Origin of the sequence: Micromonospora narathiwatensis, from assembly GCF_900089605.1 — a bacterium.
Lineage (GTDB): Bacteria > Actinomycetota > Actinomycetes > Mycobacteriales > Micromonosporaceae > Micromonospora > Micromonospora narathiwatensis.
Genome location: NZ_LT594324.1, coordinates 5,768,355 through 5,793,048 on the forward strand (window position 1 = coordinate 5,768,355; position 24,694 = coordinate 5,793,048).

Sequence of the window (24,694 nt, forward strand, 5' to 3'; positions counted from 1 at the left end):
CGGAAGGCCCTCGGCGGTTGCACCCCCCGTGACCGCTGAGTGGGTTCGGCTCGACCCCCCCGGAGCCGAACCGCCCGACGACCCCCGTCTCCCCCCGACGGGGGTCGTCCCTTTGCGGGGAGCGCTCCAGCGTCCGAGATCGGCCATTTGTCGCCGCCGGCCGCCCCATGCGGCGCGCCTGCCGGCCGCTGATCGACGGTTGCGTATTCGGCGGCTGCTATGGGCGATCCGTCCACCCATAGCAGATCAGCTCGCCGAGTGGGGTTTGTCCACAGTGCTGCCCGCCATCCACAGGCCGACCGTGGACGAGGGCCGCGACCCGGGCCGGTTCGGCAGGCTTCCCGGCGGCACGTTCGAGTCCGACCGCTGGAGGCCGCCATGCCGCCCCGTACCCCCCTCCCGCCGCACCACCGCCTTCCCCTGCTCGTCACCGCCGACGGCGAGCTCCTCGACGAACTGTTGCGGCTCGCCGCAGCGGGCGGCACCGAGGTCGAGTTGGCCGCCGATCCGGCCGCCGCCCGGGCCCGCTGGGCGCCGGCCCCGCTGGTGCTCGTCGGTGCCGACCAGGCGCAGGCCTGCCTGCGGGCCCGGCTGCCGCGCCGGCCCCGGACGGTGCTGGTCGGCCGCTCCGGACACCTCGACCCGGGTACGCAGGTCGCCGAGCTGATCGGTGCCGAGCACGTCGCGACCCTGCCCGCCGCCGAGCCGTGGCTCGTCGACCGGTTCGCCGAATGCGCGGGTGACATCTCCGGCACCGGCACGGCGCGCGTCGTGGCGGTGCTCGGCGGGCGGGGCGGTGCCGGGGCCAGCGTGCTGGCCGGCGGGCTCGCCGTCACGGCGGCCCGGGCCCGGCTGCGTACCCTCCTCGTCGACGCCGACCCGCTCGGCGGCGGCCTCGACCTCGTGCTCGGCTGGGAGCAGCTGGAAGGGCTGCGCTGGCCGGGCCTGACCGACACCGACGGGCGGGTCGACCCACCGTCGCTCGTCCGCGCCCTGCCCAGCCGGGGCGACCTGGTGGTGCTCTCCTGGGATCGGGGTGACCTGCTGCACCTGCCGGGCGAGGCGATGGCCGCCACCGTCGACGCCGCCCGTCGGGGCCGGGACGTCGTGGTCCTCGACCTGCCCCGCTACCTGGACGACGCGGCCGTCGTCGCGTTGCAGGCCGCGGACCGGGCGCTGGTGGTCGTACCGGCCGAGTTGCGGGCCACCGCCGCCGCGGCCCGGGTGGTGGCGGTCGCCGCCCCGCACTGCGCCGACCTGGCGGTGATCGTGCGCGGGCCGGCCCCGGGTCGGCTCAAGGCCGGCGAGGTGGCCCGGGCGCTCGGGTTGCCACTGGCCGGCACGCTGCGTCCCGAGCCGGGGATCTGCCGGGGCCTGGAGCGGGGTGAGGCCCCGGCCGCGGCCGGGAAGGGGCCGCTCGCCGCGCTCTGCCAGCGGATCCTCGACGAGTTGACCGGGGTGCCGGCGAGGGGCGCGGCGTGACCGGCCCGGCCGACTCGGGGGAACTGGCCGTCCGGGTCCGGCAGCGCTTCGCGGAGGCGGCCACCCCGGTCACCCCCGCGGCCATCGTCTCCGCCGTACGGGCCGAGCCGGGCACCGTGCTCGGGGACACCGCTCTGCTGCGGATCGCCGACCGGGTGCGCGACGATCTCGTCGGGGCCGGGCCGCTGGCCCCGTTGTTGGCCGACCCGCAGGTCACCGACGTGCTGGTGAACGGCACCCGGGTGTGGGTCGACCGGGGGCGCGGGCTGCACCAGGTGGCGGTGCCGCTCGGCACGGTCGACGACGTACGCCGGCTGGCGCAGCGGCTCACCGCGGCGGCCGGGCGGCGGCTCGACGACGCCTCCCCGTACGCCGATGCCCGGCTGCCCGACGGCACCCGGCTGCACGCCGTGCTGCCGCCGGTGGCGATCGACGGGCCGTACCTGTCGCTGCGCACCTTCCGGCAGCGGCCGTTCACCCTCGACGAGCTGGTACGCCGGGGCACCGTGCCCCGGCCGGTGGCGCCGTTGCTGGCCGCCGTCGTGGCGGCCCGGCTGGCGTACCTGGTGACCGGAGGCACCGGTTCCGGCAAGACCACCCTGCTCAACACGCTGCTCGGGCTGGTGCCCGGGACCGAACGGATCGTGCTCGTCGAGGACGCGTCCGAGCTCCGTCCTGTGCACCCGCACGTGATCGGTCTCCAGGCGCGCACGTCCAACGTGGAGGGGGCCGGTGCTGTCGGGCTGAGCGACCTGGTCCGGCAGGCGCTGCGGATGCGGCCGGACCGGCTGGTGGTGGGCGAGTGCCGAGGCGCGGAGGTGGTCGACCTGCTCGCCGCGTTGAACACCGGCCATGACGGTGGCGCCGGGACGCTGCACGCCAACGCCGCGACGGACGTACCGGCCCGGCTGGAGGCGCTCGGGCTGCTCGGCGGTCTGCCCCGGGCCGCCCTGCACGCCCAGGTCGCCGCGGCGCTCCAGGTCCTGCTGCAGATGCGGCGCACCGCCGAGGGGCGGGTGTTGGAGTCGGTCAGCCTGCTGCTCCCCGAGGGACCGGACCGGCTCGTCACCGTGGTTCCCGCCTGGATACGCGGGCGCGGGCTCGGCATCGCCGCCCGGCCGTTGGGCGCACTGCTACGGGAGCGGGACGTGACCGTGCCGCCGATCCTCTGCACGGCCTGGCCGGGCTCGGCGGGTCCGTCGTGACCGTGCAGGGCTGGCTGGTGACCGTGCTTCTGGTCGCCGCCGCGGCGGCGGTGGCCTGGCCGGTGCGCGCCGGCCGGGCTCGGCGGCGTGCCGTCCTCGAATCAACAGGCCGGGACCGGATGCCGTCGGCGCCCCACGTCGCCAGCCGTGCCCACGGGCGTCGAATCAGCGGAGGCCGCACGACGGCCGGTGGCGCGCGGGGCGGGGAGCGATCCGTCCCCGACCGGCCGCCGATCCGCCCACCCGGACGACGCGACGGGACCCACCCGGCCGCCGCGCCCGTACCGGCGGGCGGGCGCCGCCCTCGGGCCGCCCTGTCACTCGGACCGACCTCGCTCGGCGCGGCGGTGACCTGGTCGATCGGAGGCACCGCCGAACCGCTGGGCGGCACGCTCACCGGCGGCCCCAGCATCCACCTGCGGGCGGCTGGTGCCGACCCGGGACGCGCCGAACCCGGGCCGCCGGGCGGGCCGGATGCCGTCGGTTCGGCCGACGCGACAGCGGTCGACCAGGTTTTCCGCGGTACGACCGGCGACCAGGCCCACGGTCTCACCGATGGCCAGGCCCGGGGTGGTCCGGTCGCCGCGCTGTTCCGAGTTCTCGGCCTGCCGTACGCGCCGAGAGCGACCGGCCGCGTCGCGATACGAGGGCGGTTGGTGGAACGGGTGGCGGGGGTGCTGGCGTCCCGGCGCGGTCTGCTGCCGGCGGTCCTGCTGGGCGGCGGGACGGGAGCCGTACTGGGCGGGCCGGTGGCGGCGATCGTGCTGGCCGTCTACGGGGTGCTGGCGGCCCGGGCGGTCCGGCGTCGGCGCGAACGTCAGCTGGCCGACCGGGCGCGCCGACGCGAACTGGACCAGCTCTGCGCACTCGCTGCCGATCTCCGCGCCGGGCTGCCGGTCGAGGGCGCGGTCGCGGACGGTCCGCACCGGATCGCCCGGTTGGCCCGGGCCGCCGTGCGGCTGGCCGACCGGACCGGGGCACCGCTGGCCGAACTGCTCGAACGCGTGGAGGCGGATGCCCGGGCCGCCGATCGTGGCCTTGCCGCGGCTGCCGCCCAGGCCGCCGGGGCCCGCGCGACCGCGTGGCTGCTCGCCGCTCTGCCGCTCGGCGGCATCGGCCTCGGCTACGCCATCGGCGTGGATCCGGTTGCCGTGCTCCTGCACACGACCGTCGGCGGTGGCAGCGCGCTCGCGGCCGTCGCGTTGCAGTTCGGCGGCTTGCTCTGGGCCGAACGGCTGGGTGCGACGCCGGGGCGGCCCGACTGATGTCCCGTCAGGTGATGGCCGCGGGTTGCCTGGCCGGGGCGGCGCTGCTGCTGGTCGCCGCCGGCGGTCCGGCCGCGCGACCGGGGCGGCGACTTCGTCTGCTCATCCGACCGGCGGCGGAGCGGACCAGGCCACCGTGGTGGCCGGACCGGGTCCGGCTCGGCGCGGGCCTGGCCGGAGTGGCCACGCTGATCGTGGTCGGCGGTTGGGCCGGTCTCATCGTCGGGGTGCTGGCCGGCCTGGCCGCCGACCGCCTGCTGCGGCGGATCGAGCCCCGGGCGGTCCGCGACCGGCGGCTCCGGGAGACCGCCGATCTGCCCCTCGCCGCCGATCTGCTGGCGGCCGCGCTCCGGGCGGGAGCACCGGTCGACCGGTCGGTGCTGGCGGTCGCCGAGGCGCTCGGTGGGCCGCTCGCCGACCGGCTCGGCCGGGTGGGCCGGACGCTGGAACTCGGTGGAACGGCGGCGGAGGCGTGGGCCCACCTGAATCCCGTGGCCGGGGCCGAACGCCTGGTCACCGCCGCGATCCGCTCGTCCAACAGCGGTACGGCGCTGGCCGGCGCACTCACCCGCCTCGCCGACGAGCTGCGTGCCGACCGGGCGATCGCGGCCGAGGCGGCGGCTCGGCGGGCAGGTGTGCTGATCGTGCTGCCGCTCGGGCTCTGCTTCCTGCCCGCCTTCATTCTCGCCGGCCTGGTGCCGGTGATCGTCGCCGTCCTCGGCGACGTGCTGTGAACCCACGAGGAAAGGAGTACGACATGCGCAGACTTCTCGCCCGTCTGCGGGGTGACGCCGGGATGAACACGGCCGAGTACGCCGTCGGCACCCTCGCCGCGGTGGCCTTCGCCGGCATCCTGCTGAAGGTGCTCACCTCCGGCAACGTGCAGTCCGCGCTCACCGCCGTCATCGACCGGGCGCTGAAGTGACCGGGCGCCGGTGGGTCGGCCGTCGCGGATGCGGTTCGGACTCGCGAGCGCCGCACCGGGCCGCGGTGCCCGGCGCGAGCCCGGGTCCGGCGGAGCCTTCCCTCCCGACCGCTGGTACGCGCGGTGCGGGGGTGACGACCGCCGCCTCGTCGGGACGGCCGTGGGGTGCCGGGGAACGGGGTTCGTTCACCGCGGAGCTGGCGGCCGGCCTGCCGGCGCTCGTCCTGCTGCTCGTCGCCGGTCTCACCGCGGTCGAGGCGGTGACCACGCGGGCCGGATGTCTGGCCGCGGCTCGGGAGGCGGTGCTTGCCGCCTCCCGTGGTGAGCCGGGCTCGACGGTCGCTGCTCGGCACGCCCCGGCCGGGGCCGACATCTCGGTCGCCGTTTCCGGCGACCAGGTCACCGCGACCGTCCGGGCACCGGTCCGTACGCTCGGCGCGCGGCTGCCCCGGATCACCGTGTCGGCGACCGCGGTGGCCGCCGTCGAACCCGGTACGCCAGGGCCATGGCCGTGAGCAGGGACCGACGACCGGCCCGCACCACGCGGTGGCGCTACGGCCGGCAGATCGGCGACGGGGGCCGCCCGGCGACGGACCGGGGCGGGGCGACCGTCTGCCTGCTCGCGGTAGGTCTCGTGTTCGTGCTGGTCGGGCTCTTCGGCGCGGCGCTGGGCGCGGCCCGGACGGCGCGGCAGCAGGCCCGGAACGCGGCGGACTTCGGGGCCCTGGCGGGCGCCGGTCGGGCGCTCGACAGCGAGGACGTCGCGTGCGGACGGGCCGACGAGCTGGCGCGGGCCAACGGCGGCCGGCTGGTGGCCTGCCGGCTCGACGGGCTCGATGTCGTGGTCACGGCGGAGGTAAGGGTCGCGCCGTTGCCCGGGCTGGTCCGCACCGCGACCGCGACCGCCCGGGCTGGTCCGGTGCGTGGCTGACCGCCGCCGACCGGGCACGGAACGGCGGCGGCGCGGGGAACCTTGGGCCCGGCCCGGGTCGGGCGGTCCGGGTCCACCGGACCGCCCGACCAAACGTCGGTCGGCCACCGGGAGGTGGACGCCTCAGCGGCTCTGCAGCGCGTCGAGGCCGACCGCCATGGCGATGACCAGCCGTCGGTCGATCTGCGGGTGCTGGATCTCGACCAGGTACCGGTCGCGGAGGCCCCACTTCTTGACGACCGAGAACACGGGCTGGCCGTCGGCCACGAAGTCGAAGTGGTACGGCAGCCAGGAGAGCGAGTCGACGAACCGGCGCAGCAGCGCCACCGGGAGGCTGCGCTCCTGCCCGGTGATCGCGGGCAGGCCGGCCTGCTCGACGTGCCAGGTGGAGCGGAGCAGCGACTGGGCGAAGTCCTTGCGGAACAGCCCGATCGGGGTGCCGGAATGGTCGGTCACGTCGTACGTGGCGCCGAGGTCGAGCCGCTGGCGGGCCTTGAAGCCGAGCAGCGGGGTCTGCTTGGAGTCGTCGGTGTAGATGGTCACCTGCTCCTTGAACGCGAGCCGCTTCTGCTGCGCGAACGCGAGCAGCCCGCCCTCGGAGCCGTCCGGCGCCACCGCGTGCACCTCGTACTGGTTGACCATCATCCGGATCCGTTGGCGGATGAGGAACTGGTGCTGGGTCTGCAAACTGTCGAGCTGCACGAGATCTCCTTCGATTGATGAACGCCGGAGTTTCGCACAGTTCGGTACTCGGCGTACTCCCCAGATCCCACCCGTCGGGGCTCCGGCCGGCGTCAGCGCCCGCCGTCCACGGTCGCCTTCATCGCCCAGGCGTTGAGCACCTGGTGGATGCCGCGCAGGCGTCGGCCGCCGCCAGGTTGGCCAGGACCACGTCGAGGACCCGGACCGCCCCGGGCTTGGAGAGCGGATTGTTGCCGTTGCCGCACTTCGGGGACTGGACACACGACGGGCAGCCCGACTCGCAGCCGCACTCGGCGATCGCGTCGCGGGTGGCGCGCAGCCAGGCCGCCGCTGTCCCGTACGCCCGTTCGGCGAAGCCGGCACCGCCGGGGTGGCCGTCGTACACGAAGACGGTGGGCGCCTCGGTGTCCGGGTGCACGGCGGTCGACAGCCCACCGATGTCCCAGCGGTCGCAGGTCGCCATCAGCGGCAGCAGGCCGATCGCGGCGTGTTCGGCGGCGTGCAGGGCACCCGGGACGTCGGCGGGTTCCACGCCGGCAAGCGCCAGGGACTCCGGAGAGAGGGTGAACCAGACGGCCACGGTACGCAGCTCGCGGGCGGGCAGGTCCAGCGGCCGGGTGTCGATCACCTCGCCGGTGGCGATCCGCCGTCGCTGGTACGACGCCACCTGGCTGGTCACGTCCACCTCGCCGAGAAAGAGCCCGACCGGCCCGGCGTCCACGTACGACCGGACCGACACCACGGAGAGCGAGGTGACGTCCCGGGCGTGGGTGGACCAGTCCGGTTCCTCGGCGTGCACCAGCGCGCACCCGTCGGCGAGGTCGAGCGAGTCGACCACGTACGAGACGCCCTGGTGCAGGTAGACCGCGCCGGAATGGAGGAGGAAGTGCGCGGAGCCGCCGTCGACGGTGCCGAGCAGCCGTCCGGTCGACGCCTCGACCACGCATACCGGTGCCCCGTCCTCGCCGCGCAGGTCGACCTCGGGGCGTTCCCGGTGCCGCCAGTACCAGCCGGTGGGCCGCTGCCGCAGGGCGCCGGCCTCGACCAGCGAGTCGACCGCCTCCTTCGCTCCCGCCCCGAAGAGTTCCAGGTCGGCCGGGGTGAGCGGGGCCTCGAACGCGGCGCAGGCGAGCTGCGGAGCGAGCACGTACGGGTTGGCCGGGTCGAGCACGGTCGCCTCGACGGGCCGCCCGAACAGCGCCTCCGGGTGGTGCACCAGGTAGGTGTCGAGCGGGTCGTCCCGGGCGACGAGCACCGCGAGGGCCTCGTCGCCGGAGCGTCCGGCCCGCCCGGCCTGCTGCCAGAGCGACGCCCGGGTGCCGGGCCAGCCGCAGATCAGCACCGTGTCCAGCCCGACCAGGTCGACGCCGAGTTCGAGGGCGTTGGTGGAGGCGAGCCCCAGCAGGTCGCCGTGCAGCAGCGCGCGTTCCAACTCGCGCCGCTCCTCCCGCAGGTAGCCGGCCCGGTAGGCGGCCACCCGGTCACCCAGCCCGGGCACCGCCTCGTCCAGCGACCGTCGGGCGTTCGCGGCGACCACCTCGGCGCCGCGCCGGGATCGGACGAAGGCGAGCGTGCGGACCCCCTCGACGACGCTGTCGGCGAGCAGGTCGGCGGTCTCCCGGAGCGCGGACCGCCGGACCGGAGCCAGGTCCGCGATCTCCTCGACCGCCGAGGACGGGGGCAGCAGCGGCGGTTCCCACAGCGCGAAGGTCACCCCGCCCCGCGGCGAGGTGTCCTCGGTGACGGCCGTGACCGGCAGGCCGGTGAGCCGTTCGGCCGCCGCCGCCGGGTCGCCCGACGTCGCCGAGGCCAGCACGAACACCGGCGAGCCGGCGCTCGCCGGACCCGAGGTGCCGCGCGGGCCGGGGAGCGCCTGCGCGGGGGTGCCGCGCGAGCTGGCGAGCGCCTGGATGGGGGTGCGGCCGCCGTACCTCGCGCACTGCCGGCGCAGCCGACGCAGTACGTGCGCCACGTGCGAGCCGAACACGCCACGGTAGGTGTGGCACTCGTCGACCACCACGTATGCCAGCCGGCGCAGGAACCCGGACCACTGGGCGTGCCCGGGCAGGATGCCGTGGTGCAGCATGTCCGGGTTGGTCAGCACGAACCGGGAGTGCTGGCGGATCCACTCCCGCTCGGCGCGCGGGGTGTCCCCGTCGTAGCAGGCCGGGCGTACCCCGTCGAGATCGAGGTCGGCGACGGCGCGCAACTGGTCGGCGGCGAGCGCCTTGGTCGGGGCCAGGTAGAGCACGGTGGCGCGCGGGTCGGCGAGCAGCGTGGCCAGCGCCGGCAGTTGGTACGCCAGCGACTTGCCGGACGCGGTCCCGGTGGCCACCACCACGTGCTGCCCGGCGTACGCCAGCTCGGCGGCCTCGGCCTGGTGCCGCCACGGGGCGACCACCCCGCGCCGGGCGAACGCCGCCCGCAGCTCCTCGGGGGTCCACGCCGGCCACGGGGCCGGCTGCCCGGCGCGGGCCGGCACCCGCTCGACGTGGGTGACCGGGTCGGCGGCGTGCCGGGTGCGCAGCCGGCGAAGCAGCTCGCCCGGCGGTAGCCCCGGGCCGCCGCGCGCCGAACCGGCGGCTGCGGACGGCGGCTTCGGGTCGCGGGGCGGCGGCAGACGGTCGGACGGCGGCTTCAGGTCGTGGCGCGGCGGCGGACTCGCCGAGCTGAAGTCGTCGATGGTCACGTCCTGCACCTTCGGGAACACGGTCGGGGGTGATGAAACGCGGGGGGCCTGGGTAAGAGAGCCTCGGCCGGTGAACACGGGCATTCCGGCGGAGATGGTTAGATGCCCAGGAGAGCTTACCGAGGAGGGACCGATGGAGCTGTCGCTGGCGACCCGTACCGTGGGGGAGCACACGGTGCTCGAGGTCGGCGGTGAGGTGGACGTGTACACCGCGCCACGCCTGCGGGAGCGGCTCCTCGAACTGATCGACGGCGGTGCCCGCCGGGTCGTGGTCGACCTGGGGCGGGTGGACTTCCTCGACTCGACCGGCCTCGGCGTGCTGGTCGGCGCGCTGAAGCGGCTCCGCTCGGCCGGTGGCTCCTTCGCCCTGGTCTGCGACAAGGAGCCGCTGCTCAAGATCTTCCGGATCACCGCGCTGGACCAGGTCTTTCCGCTGCATCCCACGGTCGACGCGGCGATCGACGCCGACCCGACCGGCAGCGGCGCGTGATGGCGACGGTCAAGCTCTCCTTCTCGCCGGCTCCGGTGCACGTCCGCACCGCCCGCCTGGTCGGTGTCGCGGTGGCCCGCCGCGCGGGCGTACGCGAGGACCTGCTCGACGAGGTGCGCCTGGCGATCGGTGAGGCGTGCACCCGGGCGGTCGCCCTGCACCGGCAGTACGGGCTGTCCGACCCGGTGCTGGTGGAGATGTCCGACAACGGGGCGTACGCGGTCCGGGTGGTGGATCGGGCCCCGATCGAGGCGGGCATCGGTCTCGCCGCTCTGCCTCCCGACGAGTTGGCCAAGGAGTCGCTCAGCGAGGACGCGTTGACCACCGGCGTCGGTTTCGCCCTGCTCGCCGGCTTCGTCGAGGACCTCCAGGTACGCCCGGTCGACGAGGGCGTCGGCACCGAGGTCCGGATGGTGTGGCCGGTCGGCCGCTGACCTGAACCTGTTCGCAGGCCGCGTTCCCGCCCGGGAGCGCGGCCTCGTCGTGCTGCCGGGGCCATATATCAGAAATTTTCGCATAACACAGCGACGAAGATCATCGGGACACGGTGCCCCCTCGGTGTGACCCTCAACACGCCAGAGGGCTACAGTACCCGGGTTATCAGCAAGTGATCCGTCCCGCAGCCAGCGGGAATGGGTGTTCATCGCTGGTCCGCCGGGGTGGGTTGGCGCACGCTTGCGAGTCCGCATCCAGGCGTCGATCCGTGCGTCTCCACCGATCGACGCGAGTGTTCGGTACAGGAGGACATAGATGTCCGGGACCTTGGCCGCCGACGGCGGCGCTCTGTCCCTTACCGGAGCCAACATGACGTATGTCGTCATCGCCGCGGTCATCGCGCTGGTGGCACTCGTCTTCGCCGCCACCTTGACCAAGGCGGTGCTGGCAGCCGGTACGGGCACGAAGAACATGCAGGAGATTTCCGGGGCTGTGCAGGAGGGCGCGTCGGCGTACCTGCTCCGGCAGTTCCGCACCCTGGCGATCTTCGTGGTCATCGCCGTCGTGCTGCTGTTCCTGCTGCCGGTGCACGACACCGACGGCAACCAGACCCTGGTGAAGATCGGCCGGTCGGCGTTCTTCGTGGTGGGCGCCGGATTCAGCGCGTTCATCGGCGGCGCCGGCATGTGGCTGGCCACCCGCGCCAACCTGCGGGTCGCCGCGGCCGCCCGGGAGAGGGAAGGCGGGCGCGAGGGCGCCATGAAGATCGCCTTCCGGACCGGTGGCGTGGTCGGCTTCCTCACCGTCGGCCTCGGTCTCTTCGGTGCCGCGCTGGTCGTCATCCTCTACAAGGGCGACGCCCCGACCGTGCTGGAGGGCTTCGGCTTCGGCGCCGCGCTGCTCGCCATGTTCATGCGGGTCGGCGGTGGCATCTTCACCAAGGCCGCCGACGTCGGCGCCGACCTGGTCGGCAAGGTCGAGCAGGGCATCCCGGAGGACGACCCGCGCAACGCGGCCACCATCGCCGACAACGTGGGCGACAACGTCGGCGACTGCGCCGGCATGGCCGCCGACCTCTTCGAGTCGTACGCGGTCACCCTGGTCGCCGCGCTGATCCTGGGCCGGGCCGCGTTCGGCGAGGAGGGCCTGGTCTTCCCGCTGATCGTCTCCGGCATCGGCGCGATCATCGCGATCATCGGGGTCTTCATCACCCGGCTGCGGGCCACGGACCGCAACGGCCTGACCGCGATCAACCGGGCCTTCTTCCTCTCCGCGCTGATCTCCGCGGTGCTGGTGGCGGTCGCGGCCTTCGCCTACCTCCCGGCGACCTTCGGCGAGCTGGCGGGCGGGCTGACCGACGTCGACCGCAACCCGCGGCTGGTCGCCATCGGCGCGGTGCTGATCGGCATCGTGCTGGCCGCCGCGATCCAGGCGCTCACCGGCTACTTCACCGAGACCAACCGGCGTCCGGTGCAGGACATCGGCAAGAGCTCGCAGACCGGCGCGGCCACCGTCATCCTCGCCGGCATCAGCGTCGGCCTGGAGTCGGCGGTCTACTCGGCGCTGCTGATCGGTGCCGGAGTCTTCGGCGCGTTCCTGCTCGGCGGCAGCTCCATCACCCTGTCGCTGTTCGCGGTCGCGCTGGCCGGCACCGGCCTGCTCACCACCGTCGGCGTGATCGTCGCGATGGACACCTTCGGCCCGATCTCCGACAACGCCCAGGGCGTGGCCGAGATGTCCGGCGACATCGACGAGCACGGCGCGCGGACGCTGACCGAGCTGGACGCGGTCGGCAACACCACCAAGGCGATCACCAAGGGCATCGCGATCGCCACCGCGGTCCTGGCCGCGACCGCGCTGTTCGGCTCGTACACCGACACGCTGCGCAGCTCGTACTCGGACGCGGGCGTGGGCGACGTGGGCGCCGAGATCCTCAACGCGCTCAACGTGGCCAACCCGCGCAACCTGGTCGGCCTGATCGTCGGCGCGGCGGTGGTCTTCCTCTTCTCCGGCCTGGCCATCAACGCGGTCTCCCGCTCGGCCGGCGCCGTCGTGATGGAGGTACGCCGGCAGTTCCGCGAGTTGCCCGGCATCATGGACCGCACCCAGCGCCCCGAGTACGGCAAGGTCGTCGACATCTGCACCCGGGACGCGCAGCGCGAGCTGATGACCCCCGGCCTGCTGGCCATCATGGCGCCGATCGCGGTCGGCTTCGGCCTCGGCCCGGGCGCGCTCGCGTCGTACCTGGCCGGTGCGATCGGGGCGGGCACGCTGATGGCGGTCTTCCTGGCCAACTCCGGTGGCGCCTGGGACAACGCCAAGAAGCTGGTGGAGGACGGCGCGTACGGGGGCAAGGGCTCCGAGTCGCACGCCGCCACCGTCATCGGTGACACCGTCGGCGACCCGTTCAAGGACACCGCAGGTCCGGCGATCAACCCGCTGATCAAGGTGATGAACCTGGTCTCGCTGCTGATCGCGCCGGCCGTGGTGGCCTGGAGCGTGGGCTCGGACAAGAACACCGCCCTGCGGATCACGATCGCCCTGGTGGCCGCCCTGGTCATCGTGGCGGCCGTGGTGTTCAGCAAGCGCAAGGGCGTGGCGATGGCCGAGTCCGGTGACGACGCCGACGCGGGCACCCCGGAAGAGCGGGTGGAGCCGGTCAGCGCCTGAGATCGGTGAGACGGTGACGGTTCCCGGTCGGCGGCCCCGCCGGCCGGGAACCGGCCCGTTCGGTGGTTCCGTGCCCGAAACCTGACCGCTGGTTCTTCCATTGGAAGGCCGTACGCTGCTTCGCATGCGTACGCGCCGGGCGGCAACCGCCGGAAAGCTCACGGTGGTCCTGGCCACGCTCGGTCTCGTCCTCGCCGGGTGCGGCGGCCCCAGCCCCCGGGCCTGGGCCGCGTCGGTCTGCCAGGCGCTCACCCCGTGGCGCGCCGAGATCAACAAGCTGACCAGCAGCACCCAGCAGCAGATGACCGCGCGGACCACCCCGGCGCAGGCCAAGGAGAACCTGGTCCGGCTCTTCGCCGGGGCCGAGCAGGCCAGCGAGACCGCCCGGCGCAAGGTCGAACAGGCCGGCGTGCCGGAGACCGAGCACGGCGAGGAGATCTCCGCCGGGTTCCGCGCCTCGCTGAGCAAGGTACGCGACGCGTACGGTCGGGCCCGGGCCGCCATCGACGGGCTGGACACCGCCCAGCCGGGCCCCTTCTACGACGGGGTGCGGGCCGCGGTGGACACCCTCAACAAGGAGTACGCCGCGAGCGCGCTGGACACCAGCAAGCTCAACTCACCAGAGCTCAAAGAGGCCTTCGACGAGGTCCCGGAGTGTCGCTGACGCCACCATCCCCGAACCCGATCCGCCAGCCCTCGCTGTTCTCCACCGAGGCGGCCGACCCGTCCCTGGCGGACCTGGCCGGCCTGCTCGCCGGGCCGGCGGAGCTGGTCCGGATGGGCGGCACCGCCCGGATCTCGGTGGTGGTGGCGGCGGCCTGGCGGGTGCACGTGCTGGTGGCCGAGCTGGACGCGCGGGGGGTGGCGGCGAGCTGGGAGCCGACCGACGACGGCCGGCACCTGGTCCGCACCGCGTACGCCACCACGCTGGCCCCGCTCGCCACGGCCTGGCTGCGCGGCGCGGCGAAGCGGCCCCCGGCCGGTTTCCACCTCAACGGGCGCCGGCTGCGGCTCTGGCTGGCCGCCGCCGGGTTGTCCGATCCGGCGGGTTTCCAGCTCGGCCTCGGCTCGGCCGACGAGGAGTGCTGGCCCCGGGTACGGACCGCGCTCGCCGCGGTGGGGCTGCCGGCGGCGTTCGTGGAGCCGGACGAGGGCGGGCCCGCGTACCGGATCACCGGGCGGCGGCGAATGGCCCGGCTGGCCGAGCTGGTGGGTGACCGTCCCCGGGCCGCGCCGGCCGCCGAGTGGCCCGGCGCCGGGTGACGCCGTGGCCCCTGGTCGGCGGTTGACCTGAGCGCAACCCCACCGGCTGTCCGATCCCGGACACCTCCGCGTGGAGGTTTGCCCAGGAAAACGGACCGGTGTCGGTTCGCCCGAGGGTGCGTGATCGTCACAGTGACCCGCTCGACGCCCTACCCACGGTGTACGGTGACGCCGTCCGGCGGGTGTCGCCGCGCGAGCCGGCCGGCAGTCGCCCGAACCAGATCGTTTGCCGCCCACGAAACCCGGAGCGCGAGCGGCGCGTTACGTTGGACATCCGGACCGCCGGTGGTCCGGCTGGTGCGACACTGCCCGAAACAGGCAGTGGGCAAGACGGCCCGGGCGCGGGCCGAACGCAGGAGTGAGGTCGGAGAGAGACGTGCCGAGCAACGCTGGAACCACCCGTCTGGTCATCGTCGAGTCACCGGCGAAGGCCAAGACGATCTCGGGCTACCTCGGCCCGGGGTACGTCGTGGAGGCCAGCTTCGGCCACGTCCGGGACCTGCCCCGCAACGCGGCCGACGTGCCGGCCAAGTACAAGGGTGAGCCGTGGGCGCGGCTCGGGGTGGACGTCGACAACGGCTTCCACGCCCTCTACGTGGTCTCGCCGGACCGTAAGCAGCAGATCAGCAAGCTGACCAAGCTGGCCAAGGAGGTCGACGAGATCTTCCTGGCGACGGACGAGGACCGCGAGGGCGAGGCGATCGCCTGGCACCTGGTGGAGACGCTCAAGCCCAAGGTGCCGGTCAAGCGGATGGTGTTCCACGAGATCACCAAGCCGGCCATCCAGGCCGCGGTGGCCAACCCGCGCGAGATCGACCGGGACCTGGTCGACGCCCAGGAGGCCCGGCGCATCCTCGACCGGCTGTACGGCTACGAGGTCTCCCCGGTGCTGTGGAAGAAGGTCATGCCGAGGCTCTCGGCGGGCCGGGTGCAGTCCGTGGCGACCCGGATCGTGGTCGAGCGGGAGCGGCAGCGGATGGCGTTCCGCACCGCCGAATACTGGGACATCCTGGCCAGCCTCGCGGTGGCGAACCCCGGCGACGGGCCGCGCGGATTCAACGCCACGCTGATCGCGCTGAACGGCGACCGGATCGCCACCGGCAAGGACTTCGAGCCGACCACCGGCCGGGTGAAGGCCGGCGCGGGCGTGGTGCACCTCGACGAGGGCGGGGCCCGGGGGCTCGCCGCCCGCCTGGAGGGGCGGCCGTTCACGGTCACCCGGGTCGAGGAGAAGCCCTACCGCCGCCGCCCGTACGCGCCGTTCATCACCTCCACCCTCCAGCAGGAGGCGGCCCGCAAGCTGCGGTTCTCGTCGCAGCAGACGATGCGCACCGCGCAGCGGCTCTACGAGAACGGCTACATCACCTATATGCGTACCGACTCGGTGAACCTGTCGGAGACCGCCATCGCGGCGGCCCGCCGGCAGATCGTCGAGCTGTACGGCGAGCGCAACGTGCCGCCGGAGCCGCGTCGCTACACCGGCAAGGTGAAGAACGCGCAGGAGGCGCACGAGGCGATCCGCCCGGCGGGGGACAACTTCCGCACCCCGGGCGAGGTGGCCAAGGAGCTGTCGGCCGAGGAGTTCAAGCTCTACGAGCTGATCTGGCGGCGCACCATCGCCTCGCAGATGACCGACGCGGTCGGCTCCAGCGTCTCGGTGCGGATCCGGGCGGTCTCCTCAGCGCAGGAGGAGGCCGACTTCGGCGCGACCGGCAAGACCATCACCGACCCGGGCTTCCTGCGCGCGTACGTCGAGTCGAGCGACGACGAGAACGCCGAGGCCGAGGACGCCGAGCGGCGGCTGCCCACCCTGGTCAAGGACCAGCCGCTGACCGCCGAGGAACTGGCCGCGCAGGGCCACCACACCCAGCCGCCCGCCCGCTACACCGAGGCGTCGCTGGTCAAGGCCCTCGAAGAGCTGGGCATCGGCCGTCCGTCGACGTACGCGTCGATCATGCAGACCATCCAGGACCGCGGGTACGTCGTCAAGCGCGGCCAGGCGATGATCCCGTCGTTCCTGGCGTTCGCGGTGATCGGGCTGATGGAGCGGCACTACCCGCGCCTGATCGACTACGACTTCACCGCCAGCATGGAGAACGAGCTGGACGAGATCGCCGGCGGCGACCACGCGGCGGTGGACTTCCTCACCTCGTTCTACTTCGGCAGCACCAACGGCACCGGCGACCAGGCCATCGCCCACGCCGGGGGCCTCAAGAAGCTGGTGACGGAAAATCTCAGCGACATCGACGCGCGCAGCGTCAACTCGATCCCGCTCTTCACCGACGACGAGGGGCGCGAGGTCGTGGTCCGGGTCGGCCGGTACGGGCCGTACCTCCAGCGGGCGCTGCCGGGCGAGCAGCCCACGCCCGCCGGTGAGGGCGAGGAGGGCGGTGCCCACGGTGACCGGGCGCCGATCCCGGAGGGGCTGGCACCCGACGAACTGACCCCGGAGAAGGTGCACGAGCTGTTCCTCGGCGGCGGGGGCGAGCGCAAGCTCGGCGACGACCCGGCCACCGGCGAGCCGATCGTGCTCAAGTCCGGCCGGTTCGGCCCGTACGTGGCCAGCGGGGAGCGCCGGTCCTCGCTGCTGCGCTCGCAGTCGCCGGACGCGCTCACCTTCGACGAGGCGCTCAAGCTGCTCAGCCTGCCCCGGCTGGTCGGGGTGGCGCCGGACGGGGTCGAGGTGTTCGCCAACAACGGCCGCTACGGCCCGTACGTCAAGCGCGGTGACGAGTTCCGCTCGCTGGACTCGGAAGAGAAGATGTTCACCGTCACGCTGGACGAGGCGCTCGCCCTGCTGGCCGCCCCGAAGACCCGCCAGCGCCGGGCCGCCGCGCCGCCGCTGCGGGAGATGGGCGCCGACCCGCTGACCGAGAAGCCGTTGGTCATCAAGGACGGCCGGTTCGGCCCGTACGTCACCGACGGGGAGACCAACGCGTCGCTGCGGCGCGGGCAGACCCCGGAGGCGCTGACCCTGGAGGAAGCCTCCGAGATGCTCGCCGAGAAGCGGGCGAAGGGTCCGGCGCCGAAGAAGGCGGCGGCCAAGAAGGCCACCCCGGCCAAGAAGACGGCGGCCAAGAAGACGGCGGCGAAGAAGACCACCCCCGCCAAGAAGGCCACAACCAAAAAGACCCCATAAGGGAATCCGAGGAGATCTTGGTACTTTCCTGCCCTGGGAGGGGCGGATACGTACCAAGATCTTTGGGCGCTCGGCCGGGCCAGCAGCGGTGAGCCTGCTTGAGACTGAGCACGTCCTCCTGGTGGAACAACAACCAGGTCAGCTCGTCCGCATGCAGCGCCAGCCCCAGCCGCGGCCCTGCCCTTTCCTCGCCCCACACACCCTCCCATCCTCACCACCATCCGCCCACACGCCACCCCCTGTGGACAGCTGACGAATGTGGTCAGGCGTCGAGGATTCGGGTGAGGTAGGGGTTGGTGAACAACCGGTTGGGGTCGAGGCGGTCGCGGACCGCCAGGAAGTCGGCGAACCTCGGGTACGCCGGGGCGAGCGACGCCGCGTCCCGGTAGTGCAGCTTGCCCCAGTGCGGCCGGCCGCCCAGTTCCGTCGCCACCTCCTCGAACGCCCGGAAGTACGGCTCGAAGGGCATGCCGACGTACTGGTGGATGGCGAGGTAGACCGAGTCCCTCCCGTACCCGTGGGAGAGCCAGATGTCGTCGGCGGCGGTGAACCGCACCTCGACCGGGAAGAGCACCTTGAACGGCAGCCCGTCCACGATCCGCCGGAGCGCGTCGAGCGCGGCCGGCAGGACGGCGCGGGGCAGGGCGTACTCCATCTCCACGAAGCGGACCCGGCGCGGGGTGCAGAAGACCTGGTCGGATCGGCCGGTGTAGGTGCGTTCGGTGAGCGCCCGGGCGGAGACCGCGCTGATCCCCGGTACGAGCGCCGGCACGGCCCGGCCCAGCCGGCAGGCTCCGGCGAAGACGCTGTTGGCCAGGAACTCGTCGTCGAGCCAGCCGCGCCAGCGGGGCAGCGGCCGGTCGTCGGCGGGCACCCGGTCGTTGGTCTTGACCTGGACCCGCGCGGTGTACGGGAACCAGTAGAACTCGGCGTGGTCGTGCTCGCCGACCAGCGACGGCAGGTCGGCGAGCACGGTGGAGAGCGCCGCCGGCTGTTCGTGCGCGCGGAGCACGAAGGCGTCGACGCAACGCAGGGTGACCTCGACCAGGACCCCGACCGCGCCGAGCCCGACCCGGGCCGCGGCGAAGACGTCGCGGTGCGCGTCGGCGGAGCAGTGCAGCACCTCGCCGGTGCCGGTGACCAGGGTCAGCGCGGTGACGAAGGTGGAGAGGCAGCCGAGCCGCGCACCGGTACCGTGGGTGCCGGTGGAGAGCGCCCCGGCAACGGTCTGCGCGTCGATGTCGCCGAGGTTGGGCAGGGCCAGGCCGTGGGTGGCGAGCAGTTCGTTGAGGGCGTGCAGGGTCATCCCGGCCGGTACGGTGACCAGCCGACGGGCGGTGTCGACGGTGACGTCGGTGTCCAGGTCGGACAGGTCGAGCCGGTGCCCGTCGGTCAGGGCCGCCCCGGTGAACGAGTGACCACTGCCGACCGCGCGGATGGTCCGGCCGGCGTCGGCGGCGGCACCGACCGCCTCGACGACCTCGGCGACGGTCCGGGGACGCGCCACGAGGGCGGTGGTGCTGCGCTGATTGCCGGCCCAGTTGGACCAGACGGCTGGCGTACCGGACATGGACGCTCCTCGACATGAATACGAACTGAATTCATATCAGGAACGTTGTGCCTGGTAAATACCGCAATCGGGGTTCCGCTCGTTGTACCGGTAGTCACCGTCTGGTGACGTCTAGATATGTTCATATCCGTCGAAGGGGGGTGGCGCCGAGTGTCCACACCAGCCGCCACGACCGGGCCGTTGCGCCGGGTACCGGTGCAGGGTCGAAGTGTCGCGCGGGTCCAGCGGATGCTGGACGCCTGCGCCGAGCTCGTCGACGAGGTGGGGTACGAGGGCTTGACCACCACTCTGCTCGCCGAGCGGGCAGAGGTGGCGATCGGCTCGGTCTACCAGTTCTTCCCGGACAAGCGGGCGATCGTGCAGGCGTTGACCCTGCGCACGATGGAGTCCTACCTCCAGCGGCTCGACGAGCGGTTCGCCTCCGACGACCTGACCCACTGGTGGGACGGCGTCGACGCGGCGATCGACGAGTACATCACGATGCACCGCACCGTCCCGGGGTTCCGTACCCTGCACTTCGGCGACGTGGTCGACATGCACCTGCTCGACGAGCAGCGGGACAACAACGGCGTGATCGCCGACCAACTCGCCCGGCTGCTCACCGAACGGTTCGGCCTGGCCGACGTACCCGACCTCCGGTTCCATCTGGAGGTCGCGGTGGAGGCGGCCGACGCCCTGATCAAGCTGGCGTTCCGGCGCCGTGCGGAGGGCGACGAGCGGGTGCTGGCCGAGGCGAAGGCGCTGGTCCGGGAGTATCTGCACCGGCAGGTCGACGCCCGGACGGAGGTGGCCCAGCCGGGCTGAGTCAGCCGTCCGGCCCGGTGCCGGCGGTGTGAAACGGTGCGACGCCCGGGGGCGACCGGGCGGAACGAGCAGCGGCGGGTTCCCGAGGTACGCCGGGACCCGCCGTCACCCTTTCCGCCTTCCTCCTAGAGGAACGCGTGGCCCTCGCCCCGATAGCTGGGCACGGTGGCGACCACCTCGTCGCCCTCGACCAGGTGCAGCTCGTTGACCCGTTCGCACAGCTCACCGGCCTTGGCGTGACGGAACCAGACCCGGTCGCCCACCCGCAGGGCGGTCGCGGCCGCGCCGACGAGGGGGGTCTGCACCTCGCCGGCGCCCTCGGCCCCGAGCAGCTTCAGGCCCGTCGGCAGCCACGGGCGCGGCAGCCGGCTCTCCCCGGCCGAGCCCGAGGCGATCCAGCCGCCACCGAGCACGGTGGCCAGCCCGGGCGCCGGCCGGCGGACCACCGCGCAGGCGAAGAACGCCGCCGGGGTCGGGCGCCAGGCCCGGTACGCGTCGAACAGCGTCGGCCCGTACAGGCCCGATCCCGCGGTGACCTCGGTGACCGCGGGATCGGCGCTGGTGGCGGCCACGCTGCCGGTGCCGCCGCCGTTGACGAACTCCAGGTCGGCGTGCTCGCGTATCGCGGCGACCGCCGCCGCCCGCCGGTCCAGCAGTTCCCGGTACGACCGGCGTTGGGCGACCCGGATCGCCGCGCCGCGTACCGCCTGCCCGGGCGGCGCGTCGCCGAGCCCGGCGATCTGCGCCTCGTACGACATCAGGCCGACCAGCCGGAAGCCGGGCCGGGCGGCGACGGCGGCGGCGAACGCGCCGGCCGCCCCGGCGCTGTGCACCGGAGAGCGGCGGACGCCCATGTGCACCCGTCCGCCGAGGAGCCGCCAGGAGGCGTCCAGGTCGAGGCAGATCCGCAGCGCCGGCCGGCCCTCGGGCGGGCACACCGCGTCGATCAGGTCGAGCTGGCCGGGGTCGTCGACCATCAGGGTCACCGCGGCGGCGAGCGCCGGGTCGGCGGCCAGTTCGGCGAGCGCTCCCCGGTCGGCCGTGGGATACGCCACCAGCACGTCGTCGCTGACGCCGGTGCGCGCCAACCAGACCGCCTCGGGCAGGGTGAACGCCATCACGCCCCGCCAGCCGGGCCGGGCCAGCACCCGGCTCAGCAACTCCCGGGCGCGCACCGACTTGCTGGCGACCCGGAGCGGCTTGCCGTCGGCCCGGCTGGCCAGCGCGTCCGCGTTGGCGTCGAAGGCGGCGAGATCGACCACGGCGTACGGCGGGTCGAGGTGTGCGGTCGCTCGATCGAGGCGATCGCGAAGTTTGTCAGGATCGATGGCCACGTGTGCACGCTAACTGTTTGGGGGTCAATGCGAAATACCCTCGCGTCTGTCCGGGCTGCGGGCGGTGGCACCGGCGGCCTAGGCTCGGCGAGCAGGCGAATGTCGCGGAGGGAACGCTTCGCGCCCGCGACTAGAGTGTTCCACCGGGGATGCCCAGCTCTGGGCCGGCACGTGGAGGTACGGCCATCGAAAGCCAGAAGAACGGCGAGTCGCCCGGCGTGTCGTCGCCCACGGCCCAGGCCGACCGGTCCGGAGCCGCCGCCATCCGCTCGGTGCTGCGTATCCGGCCGTTCCGCCGGCTGTGGATCGTGCTCGGCGTCGCCTCCTTCGGCGACTGGCTCGGCCTGCTCGCCACCTCCGTCTTCGCCGCCGCCCAGGTCGAGGGCGACACTGCCAAGGGCGCGGCCTTCGGCACGGTGATCGCGGTCCGGTTGCTGCCCGCCCTGCTGCTCGGCCCGGTGGCCGGCGTCTTCGCCGACCGCTTCGACCGGCGCTGGACGATGGTCATCTGCGACGTCCTGCGCTTCGTGCTCTTCGCCTCCATCCCGCTGTACGCGCTCACCGGTGCCAGCGGCGGGCTGGTGGTCACCTGGGCGGCGGTCGCGACCTTCCTGATCGAGACGATCACCCTGATGTGGATCCCGGCCAAGGAGGCCGCGGTCCCCAACCTGATCCCCCGCGCCCGGCTCGAGACCGCCAACCAGCTCACCCTCATCACCACGTACGGCATCACCCCGATCGCCGCCGCGATCGTCGCCGCGGTGCTCGACCGCGGCGTGCGCGGGCTGGTCGGGGGCAACCTGTCGTGGGCCGAGCCGGCGCAGCTCGCCCTCTGGCTCAACTCGTTCTCCCGGCTCGCCACCGCCCTGGTCGTCGTCTTCGGGATCAGGGAGATCAGCCAGGTCCGGACCGGCGGGCGCGAGCCCACCGAGCAGAGCATGATGCGCCAGTTCGCCGAGGGCTGGCGGTTCATCGGCCAGACCCCGCTGGTCCGGGGTCTGGTGCTCGGCATCTTCGGTGCGTTCGCCGGCGGTGGCATCGTGGTCGGCACGGCCAAGTTCTTCGCCGCCTCGCTGGGCGCCGGCGACGCGGCGTTCTTCCTGCTCTTCGGGGCGATCTTCGTCGGCCTGGCGATCGGCATCGGGGCCGGGCCGATGATCGTGCGGGACATGTCCCGGCGGCGCTGGTTCGGCATGAGCATCGTGCTGGCCAGCGCCTCGGTGCTGGTGCTCGCCTTCGCGATCCACCTGTCCATGGCGATCTTCGGCGCGATCCTGGTCGGCGCGGGCGCCGGCATGGCCTTCCTGGCCGGCACCACCCTGCTCGGCGGCGAGGTCGCCGACGAGGTACGCGGCCGGGTCTTCGCGGTGGTGCAGATCGGCACCCGGCTGGTGCTGATCCTGGCCATCGCGCTGAGCAGCATCCTGGTCGGGGTCGGCGGCTCGCGCCAGCTGACCATCGCCGACCTGGGCATCTCGGTCTCCTCGACCCGGCTGCTGCTGCTCGCCGCGGGCGTCGCCGGCATCTTCGCCGGGATCAGCGCGTTCGGCCAGATGGACGACAAGAAGGGCGTGCCGGTCCTGGCGGACCTGTGGGGCTCGATCCGGGGCCGTCCGCTGATGCCGGCCGAACCCTTCGTCTCCAGCGGCCTCTTCGTGGTCTTCGAGGGTGGCGAGGGCGCCGGCAAGTCCACCCAGCTCGCCGCGCTCGCCGACCGGCTGCGCGGCCAGGGGCGGGACGTCGTGGTCACCCGCGAGCCGGGGGCCACCGCCGTCGGCGAGCGGATCCGCGCGCTGGTGCTGGAGACCGAGGGCGCCGAGGCCCCGTCGCCGCGCGCCGAGGCGCTGCTGTACGCCGCCGACCGGGCGCACCACGTCGCCACCGTGGTCCGGCCGGCGCTGGTCCGGGGCGCGGTGGTGATCAGCGACCGGTACGTCGACTCGTCCCTGGCCTACCAGGGGGCCGGCCGTACGCTGCCGGCGGAGGAGGTCTCCTGGCTCTCCTCGTGGGCCACCGGCGGGCTCAAGCCCGACCTGGTGGTGCTCCTCGACGTCGACCCGCGCACCGGCCTGGGCCGGGTCGAGTCCCGCAGCCAGGGCGCCGACCGGCTGGAGGCCGAGTCGATCGCGTTCCACGAGCGGGTCCGGTACGCCTTCCTCGACCTGGCCGCCGCCGACCCCAAGCGTTACCTGGTGCTCGACGCCGCCCGGCCGGCCGAGGAGATCGCCGCGGCGGTCGCCCGCCGGGTGGAGGAGCTCCTGGTCGACCCGGCCGGCATCGTGCACCCGCGTCCGGCGCACGGTCCGGACACCACGGTCCAGCCCGAGTTATCCGAGGCGGAACTGGTGGCCATGGAGCGCCCCAACTGATGCCCGACGTCTTCGCCGACCTGGTCGGGCAGGACGAGGCGGTGGCGACGCTGCGCCGCGCCGCCGCCTCGGCCGCCGCCCTGCTGCGTGCCGTCGCCGCGCCGGTGACCCGCGTCGCCGGGCCGGTGGCCGGTGCCGGGTCCGGCGACTCCTACGACGAACTCGACGCCCTTGCCGAGGAGTTCGACGTCGAGCCGGCGACCGGTTCGGCCGGGACGACCGCCGGTCCGGGATCGGTGGAGGCGGACGAACCGGTGGGTGGCCCCGGGGCGGGAATGACGCACGCCTGGATCTTCACGGGGCCGCCCGGCTCCGGCCGGTCCGTGGCCGCGCGGGCCTTCGCCGCGGCGTTGCAGTGCGAGCACGGCACCGGCTGCGGCACGTGCCCCGGCTGCCACACCACGATGGCCGGCACCCACGCCGACGTCCGGCTGGTGGTACCCGAGGGGCTCTCCATCGGCGTCGGCGAGATGCGCGCGCTGGTGCTCCGGGCGGCCAGCACCCCGTCCGGCGGGCGCTGGCAGGTCGTCATCATCTCCGACGCCGACCGGCTCACCGAGGCGGCCGGCAACGCGCTGCTCAAGGCGATCGAGGAGCCGCCACCGCGTACGGTCTTCCTGCTCTGCGCCCCGTCCACGCACCCGGACGACGTCTCGGTGACCATCCGGTCGCGGTGCCGGCTCGTGCCGCTGCGGCAGCCGCCGGCCGGCGCCGTCGCCGAGGTGCTCGTACGCCGGGACGGGATCGCGCCCGACGTGGCCGAGTGGGCCGCCGCGGCGGCCCAGGGGCACGTGGGCCGGGCCCGGCGGCTGGCCTGCGACCCGGAGGCCCGGCAGCGCCGCGACGCGGTGCTCGCCGTGCCGCGCCGGCTGACCGGGGTGGGTGCGGCGTTCGACGCGGCCTCCGCGCTGATCGAGGCGGCCGAGGCGGAGGCGGCGGCGTCGGTCGCCGAGATCGACGAGGCGGAACGGGCCGCGTTGCAGACCGCGCTCGGCGCGGGCGGCACCGGCCGGGGCGCGGCCGGTGCGATGCGGGGCGCCGCCGGCCAGCTCAAGGACCTGGAGAAGCGGCAGAAGTCGCGGGCCACCCGGGCCCAGCGGGACGCCCTCGACCGGGCGCTGGTCGACCTCGCCGGCTTCTACCGGGACGCGCTGGCCAGCGCGCTGCGGGCGCCGGTGGCCCCGGTGCACACCGACACCGTCGCGATGGCCGAGGCCGGCGCGCGGAAGTGGGACGCCGAGGGGGCGCTGCGCCGGCTGGAGGCCGTGCTGGAGTGCCGGGCGGCGATCGAGGCGAACGTCAAGCCGCGGATCGCGGTGGAGGCGATGATGCTCGCCCTCTGGAAGGGGTAGGCCCCCGTTTCCGGCGTTGTCCACAGGGCATCGACAGGCTCGATTGACGTGCGGTACGGTCCGGGGTGC

20 protein-coding genes are annotated in these 24,694 nt (G+C 73.9%); 16 read left to right on the plus strand and 4 right to left on the minus strand.

Annotated elements, in window-relative coordinates:
• Positions 1 to 378: 378 nt before the first annotated feature.
• The 7 genes from ssd to GA0070621_RS25415 all read left to right on the plus strand — a co-directional run bounded on the left by ssd (position 379) and on the right by GA0070621_RS25415 (position 5,808).
• Positions 379 to 1,482: a septum site-determining protein Ssd gene (gene ssd, locus GA0070621_RS25385; protein WP_091200459.1), complete on the plus strand. Its 1,104-nt coding sequence runs from the start codon at positions 379 to 381 to the stop codon at positions 1,480 to 1,482.
• Entirely contained in the window at positions 1,479 to 2,687 is a 1,209-nt protein-coding gene (locus GA0070621_RS25390) for a TadA family conjugal transfer-associated ATPase (RefSeq protein ID WP_091200461.1), read from the plus strand. Before ssd ends, GA0070621_RS25390 begins: the two co-directional genes overlap by 4 nt.
• Before the next feature lie 347 nt (positions 2,688 to 3,034).
• Positions 3,035 to 3,952 (plus strand): type II secretion system F family protein, encoded by a 918-nt coding sequence (locus GA0070621_RS31315; RefSeq protein ID WP_167667356.1) that lies wholly within the window; start codon positions 3,035 to 3,037, stop codon positions 3,950 to 3,952.
• Positions 3,952 to 4,686: a type II secretion system F family protein gene (locus GA0070621_RS25400; protein WP_091200463.1), complete on the plus strand. Its 735-nt coding sequence runs from the start codon at positions 3,952 to 3,954 to the stop codon at positions 4,684 to 4,686. Before GA0070621_RS31315 ends, GA0070621_RS25400 begins: the two co-directional genes overlap by 1 nt.
• A 23-nt stretch (positions 4,687 to 4,709) precedes the next feature.
• Positions 4,710 to 4,877, plus strand: coding sequence for a DUF4244 domain-containing protein (locus GA0070621_RS25405; RefSeq protein WP_091062778.1), 168 nt, complete (start codon positions 4,710 to 4,712; stop codon positions 4,875 to 4,877).
• Positions 4,878 to 5,008: 131 nt separating this feature from the next.
• Complete coding sequence (locus GA0070621_RS25410; protein WP_091200465.1) at positions 5,009 to 5,392, plus strand: TadE family type IV pilus minor pilin; 384 nt, start codon at positions 5,009 to 5,011, stop codon at positions 5,390 to 5,392.
• Positions 5,383 to 5,808, plus strand: coding sequence for an Rv3654c family TadE-like protein (locus GA0070621_RS25415; RefSeq protein ID WP_091200467.1), 426 nt, complete (start codon positions 5,383 to 5,385; stop codon positions 5,806 to 5,808). Before GA0070621_RS25410 ends, GA0070621_RS25415 begins: the two co-directional genes overlap by 10 nt.
• A 123-nt stretch (positions 5,809 to 5,931) precedes the next feature.
• On the opposite strand, the gene GA0070621_RS25420 is transcribed toward GA0070621_RS25415, so the two are convergent.
• Positions 5,932 to 6,510 carry an LURP-one-related/scramblase family protein gene (locus GA0070621_RS25420; protein ID WP_091200471.1) on the minus strand — a complete coding sequence of 193 codons (579 nt, stop codon included), beginning with the start codon at positions 6,508 to 6,510 and terminating at the stop codon, positions 5,932 to 5,934.
• Between the two features lie 118 nt (positions 6,511 to 6,628).
• On the minus strand, positions 6,629 to 9,220 hold the full coding sequence (locus tag GA0070621_RS25425) for a DEAD/DEAH box helicase (RefSeq protein ID WP_407940315.1): 2,592 nt from the start codon (positions 9,218 to 9,220) through the stop codon (positions 6,629 to 6,631).
• Between the two features lie 112 nt (positions 9,221 to 9,332).
• Here GA0070621_RS25425 and GA0070621_RS25430 point away from each other — a divergent pair, with 112 nt between their 5' ends.
• The 6 genes from GA0070621_RS25430 (at position 9,333) to topA (ending at position 17,196) form a co-directional block, all read left to right on the plus strand.
• Complete coding sequence (locus tag GA0070621_RS25430; RefSeq protein ID WP_091202845.1) at positions 9,333 to 9,689, plus strand: STAS domain-containing protein; 357 nt, start codon at positions 9,333 to 9,335, stop codon at positions 9,687 to 9,689.
• Positions 9,689 to 10,123 (plus strand): ATP-binding protein, encoded by a 435-nt coding sequence (locus GA0070621_RS25435; RefSeq protein ID WP_091200473.1) that lies wholly within the window; start codon positions 9,689 to 9,691, stop codon positions 10,121 to 10,123. Before GA0070621_RS25430 ends, GA0070621_RS25435 begins: the two co-directional genes overlap by 1 nt.
• 316 nt (positions 10,124 to 10,439) lie before the next feature.
• A complete protein-coding gene (locus GA0070621_RS25440; protein WP_091200475.1) occupies positions 10,440 to 12,794 on the plus strand; it encodes a sodium-translocating pyrophosphatase in 2,355 nt (784 codons plus the stop codon).
• A gap of 124 nt (positions 12,795 to 12,918) precedes the next feature.
• Positions 12,919 to 13,458, plus strand: a complete 540-nt coding sequence (locus GA0070621_RS25445; RefSeq protein ID WP_091200478.1) for a hypothetical protein — start codon at positions 12,919 to 12,921, stop codon at positions 13,456 to 13,458.
• On the plus strand, positions 13,449 to 14,057 hold the full coding sequence (locus tag GA0070621_RS25450; RefSeq protein WP_091200480.1) for a hypothetical protein: 609 nt from the start codon (positions 13,449 to 13,451) through the stop codon (positions 14,055 to 14,057). Before GA0070621_RS25445 ends, GA0070621_RS25450 begins: the two co-directional genes overlap by 10 nt.
• A 376-nt stretch (positions 14,058 to 14,433) precedes the next feature.
• Complete coding sequence (topA, locus tag GA0070621_RS25455; protein WP_091200482.1) at positions 14,434 to 17,196, plus strand: type I DNA topoisomerase; 2,763 nt, start codon at positions 14,434 to 14,436, stop codon at positions 17,194 to 17,196.
• Between the two features lie 262 nt (positions 17,197 to 17,458).
• Here the strand turns inward: topA and GA0070621_RS25460 are convergent, their stop codons facing one another.
• Positions 17,459 to 18,766: a D-arabinono-1,4-lactone oxidase gene (locus GA0070621_RS25460; RefSeq protein ID WP_091200484.1), complete on the minus strand. Its 1,308-nt coding sequence runs from the start codon at positions 18,764 to 18,766 to the stop codon at positions 17,459 to 17,461.
• 228 nt (positions 18,767 to 18,994) lie between these two features.
• On the opposite strand from GA0070621_RS25460, the gene GA0070621_RS25465 reads away from it, so the two are divergent.
• A complete protein-coding gene (locus GA0070621_RS25465; RefSeq protein ID WP_091200486.1) occupies positions 18,995 to 19,570 on the plus strand; it encodes a TetR family transcriptional regulator in 576 nt (191 codons plus the stop codon).
• 125 nt (positions 19,571 to 19,695) lie between these two features.
• Here GA0070621_RS25465 and GA0070621_RS25470 read toward each other — a convergent pair whose 3' ends face one another.
• The gene (locus GA0070621_RS25470) at positions 19,696 to 20,904 is read right to left on the minus strand and encodes an amino acid deaminase/aldolase (RefSeq protein ID WP_091200488.1); all 1,209 of its coding nucleotides are present in this window, start codon (positions 20,902 to 20,904) and stop codon (positions 19,696 to 19,698) included.
• A 218-nt stretch (positions 20,905 to 21,122) separates the two neighbouring features.
• On the opposite strand from GA0070621_RS25470, the gene tmk reads away from it, so the two are divergent.
• On the plus strand, positions 21,123 to 23,273 hold the full coding sequence (gene tmk, locus GA0070621_RS25475; RefSeq protein ID WP_167667369.1) for a dTMP kinase: 2,151 nt from the start codon (positions 21,123 to 21,125) through the stop codon (positions 23,271 to 23,273).
• The gene (locus tag GA0070621_RS25480; RefSeq protein ID WP_091200490.1) at positions 23,273 to 24,625 is read left to right on the plus strand and encodes a DNA polymerase III subunit delta'; all 1,353 of its coding nucleotides are present in this window, start codon (positions 23,273 to 23,275) and stop codon (positions 24,623 to 24,625) included. Before tmk ends, GA0070621_RS25480 begins: the two co-directional genes overlap by 1 nt.
• The last annotated feature ends 69 nt before the right edge of the window (positions 24,626 to 24,694 follow it).

Coding starts and splice junctions, on each gene's coding strand:
- GA0070621_RS25440 (WP_091200475.1), top strand. CDS start 10,440: ATGTCCGGGACCTTGGCCGCCGACGGCGGCGCTCTGTCCCTTACCGGA.
- GA0070621_RS25415 (WP_091200467.1), top strand. CDS start 5,383: ATGGCCGTGAGCAGGGACCGACGACCGGCCCGCACCACGCGGTGGCGC.
- GA0070621_RS25430 (WP_091202845.1), top strand. CDS start 9,333: ATGGAGCTGTCGCTGGCGACCCGTACCGTGGGGGAGCACACGGTGCTC.
- GA0070621_RS25445 (WP_091200478.1), top strand. CDS start 12,919: ATGCGTACGCGCCGGGCGGCAACCGCCGGAAAGCTCACGGTGGTCCTG.
- GA0070621_RS25465 (WP_091200486.1), top strand. CDS start 18,995: ATGCTGGACGCCTGCGCCGAGCTCGTCGACGAGGTGGGGTACGAGGGC.
- GA0070621_RS25460 (WP_091200484.1), bottom strand. CDS start 18,766: ATGTCCGGTACGCCAGCCGTCTGGTCCAACTGGGCCGGCAATCAGCGC.
- GA0070621_RS25405 (WP_091062778.1), top strand. CDS start 4,710: ATGCGCAGACTTCTCGCCCGTCTGCGGGGTGACGCCGGGATGAACACG.
- GA0070621_RS25480 (WP_091200490.1), top strand. CDS start 23,273: ATGCCCGACGTCTTCGCCGACCTGGTCGGGCAGGACGAGGCGGTGGCG.
- GA0070621_RS25400 (WP_091200463.1), top strand. CDS start 3,952: ATGTCCCGTCAGGTGATGGCCGCGGGTTGCCTGGCCGGGGCGGCGCTG.
- GA0070621_RS25435 (WP_091200473.1), top strand. CDS start 9,689: ATGGCGACGGTCAAGCTCTCCTTCTCGCCGGCTCCGGTGCACGTCCGC.
- ssd (WP_091200459.1), top strand. CDS start 379: ATGCCGCCCCGTACCCCCCTCCCGCCGCACCACCGCCTTCCCCTGCTC.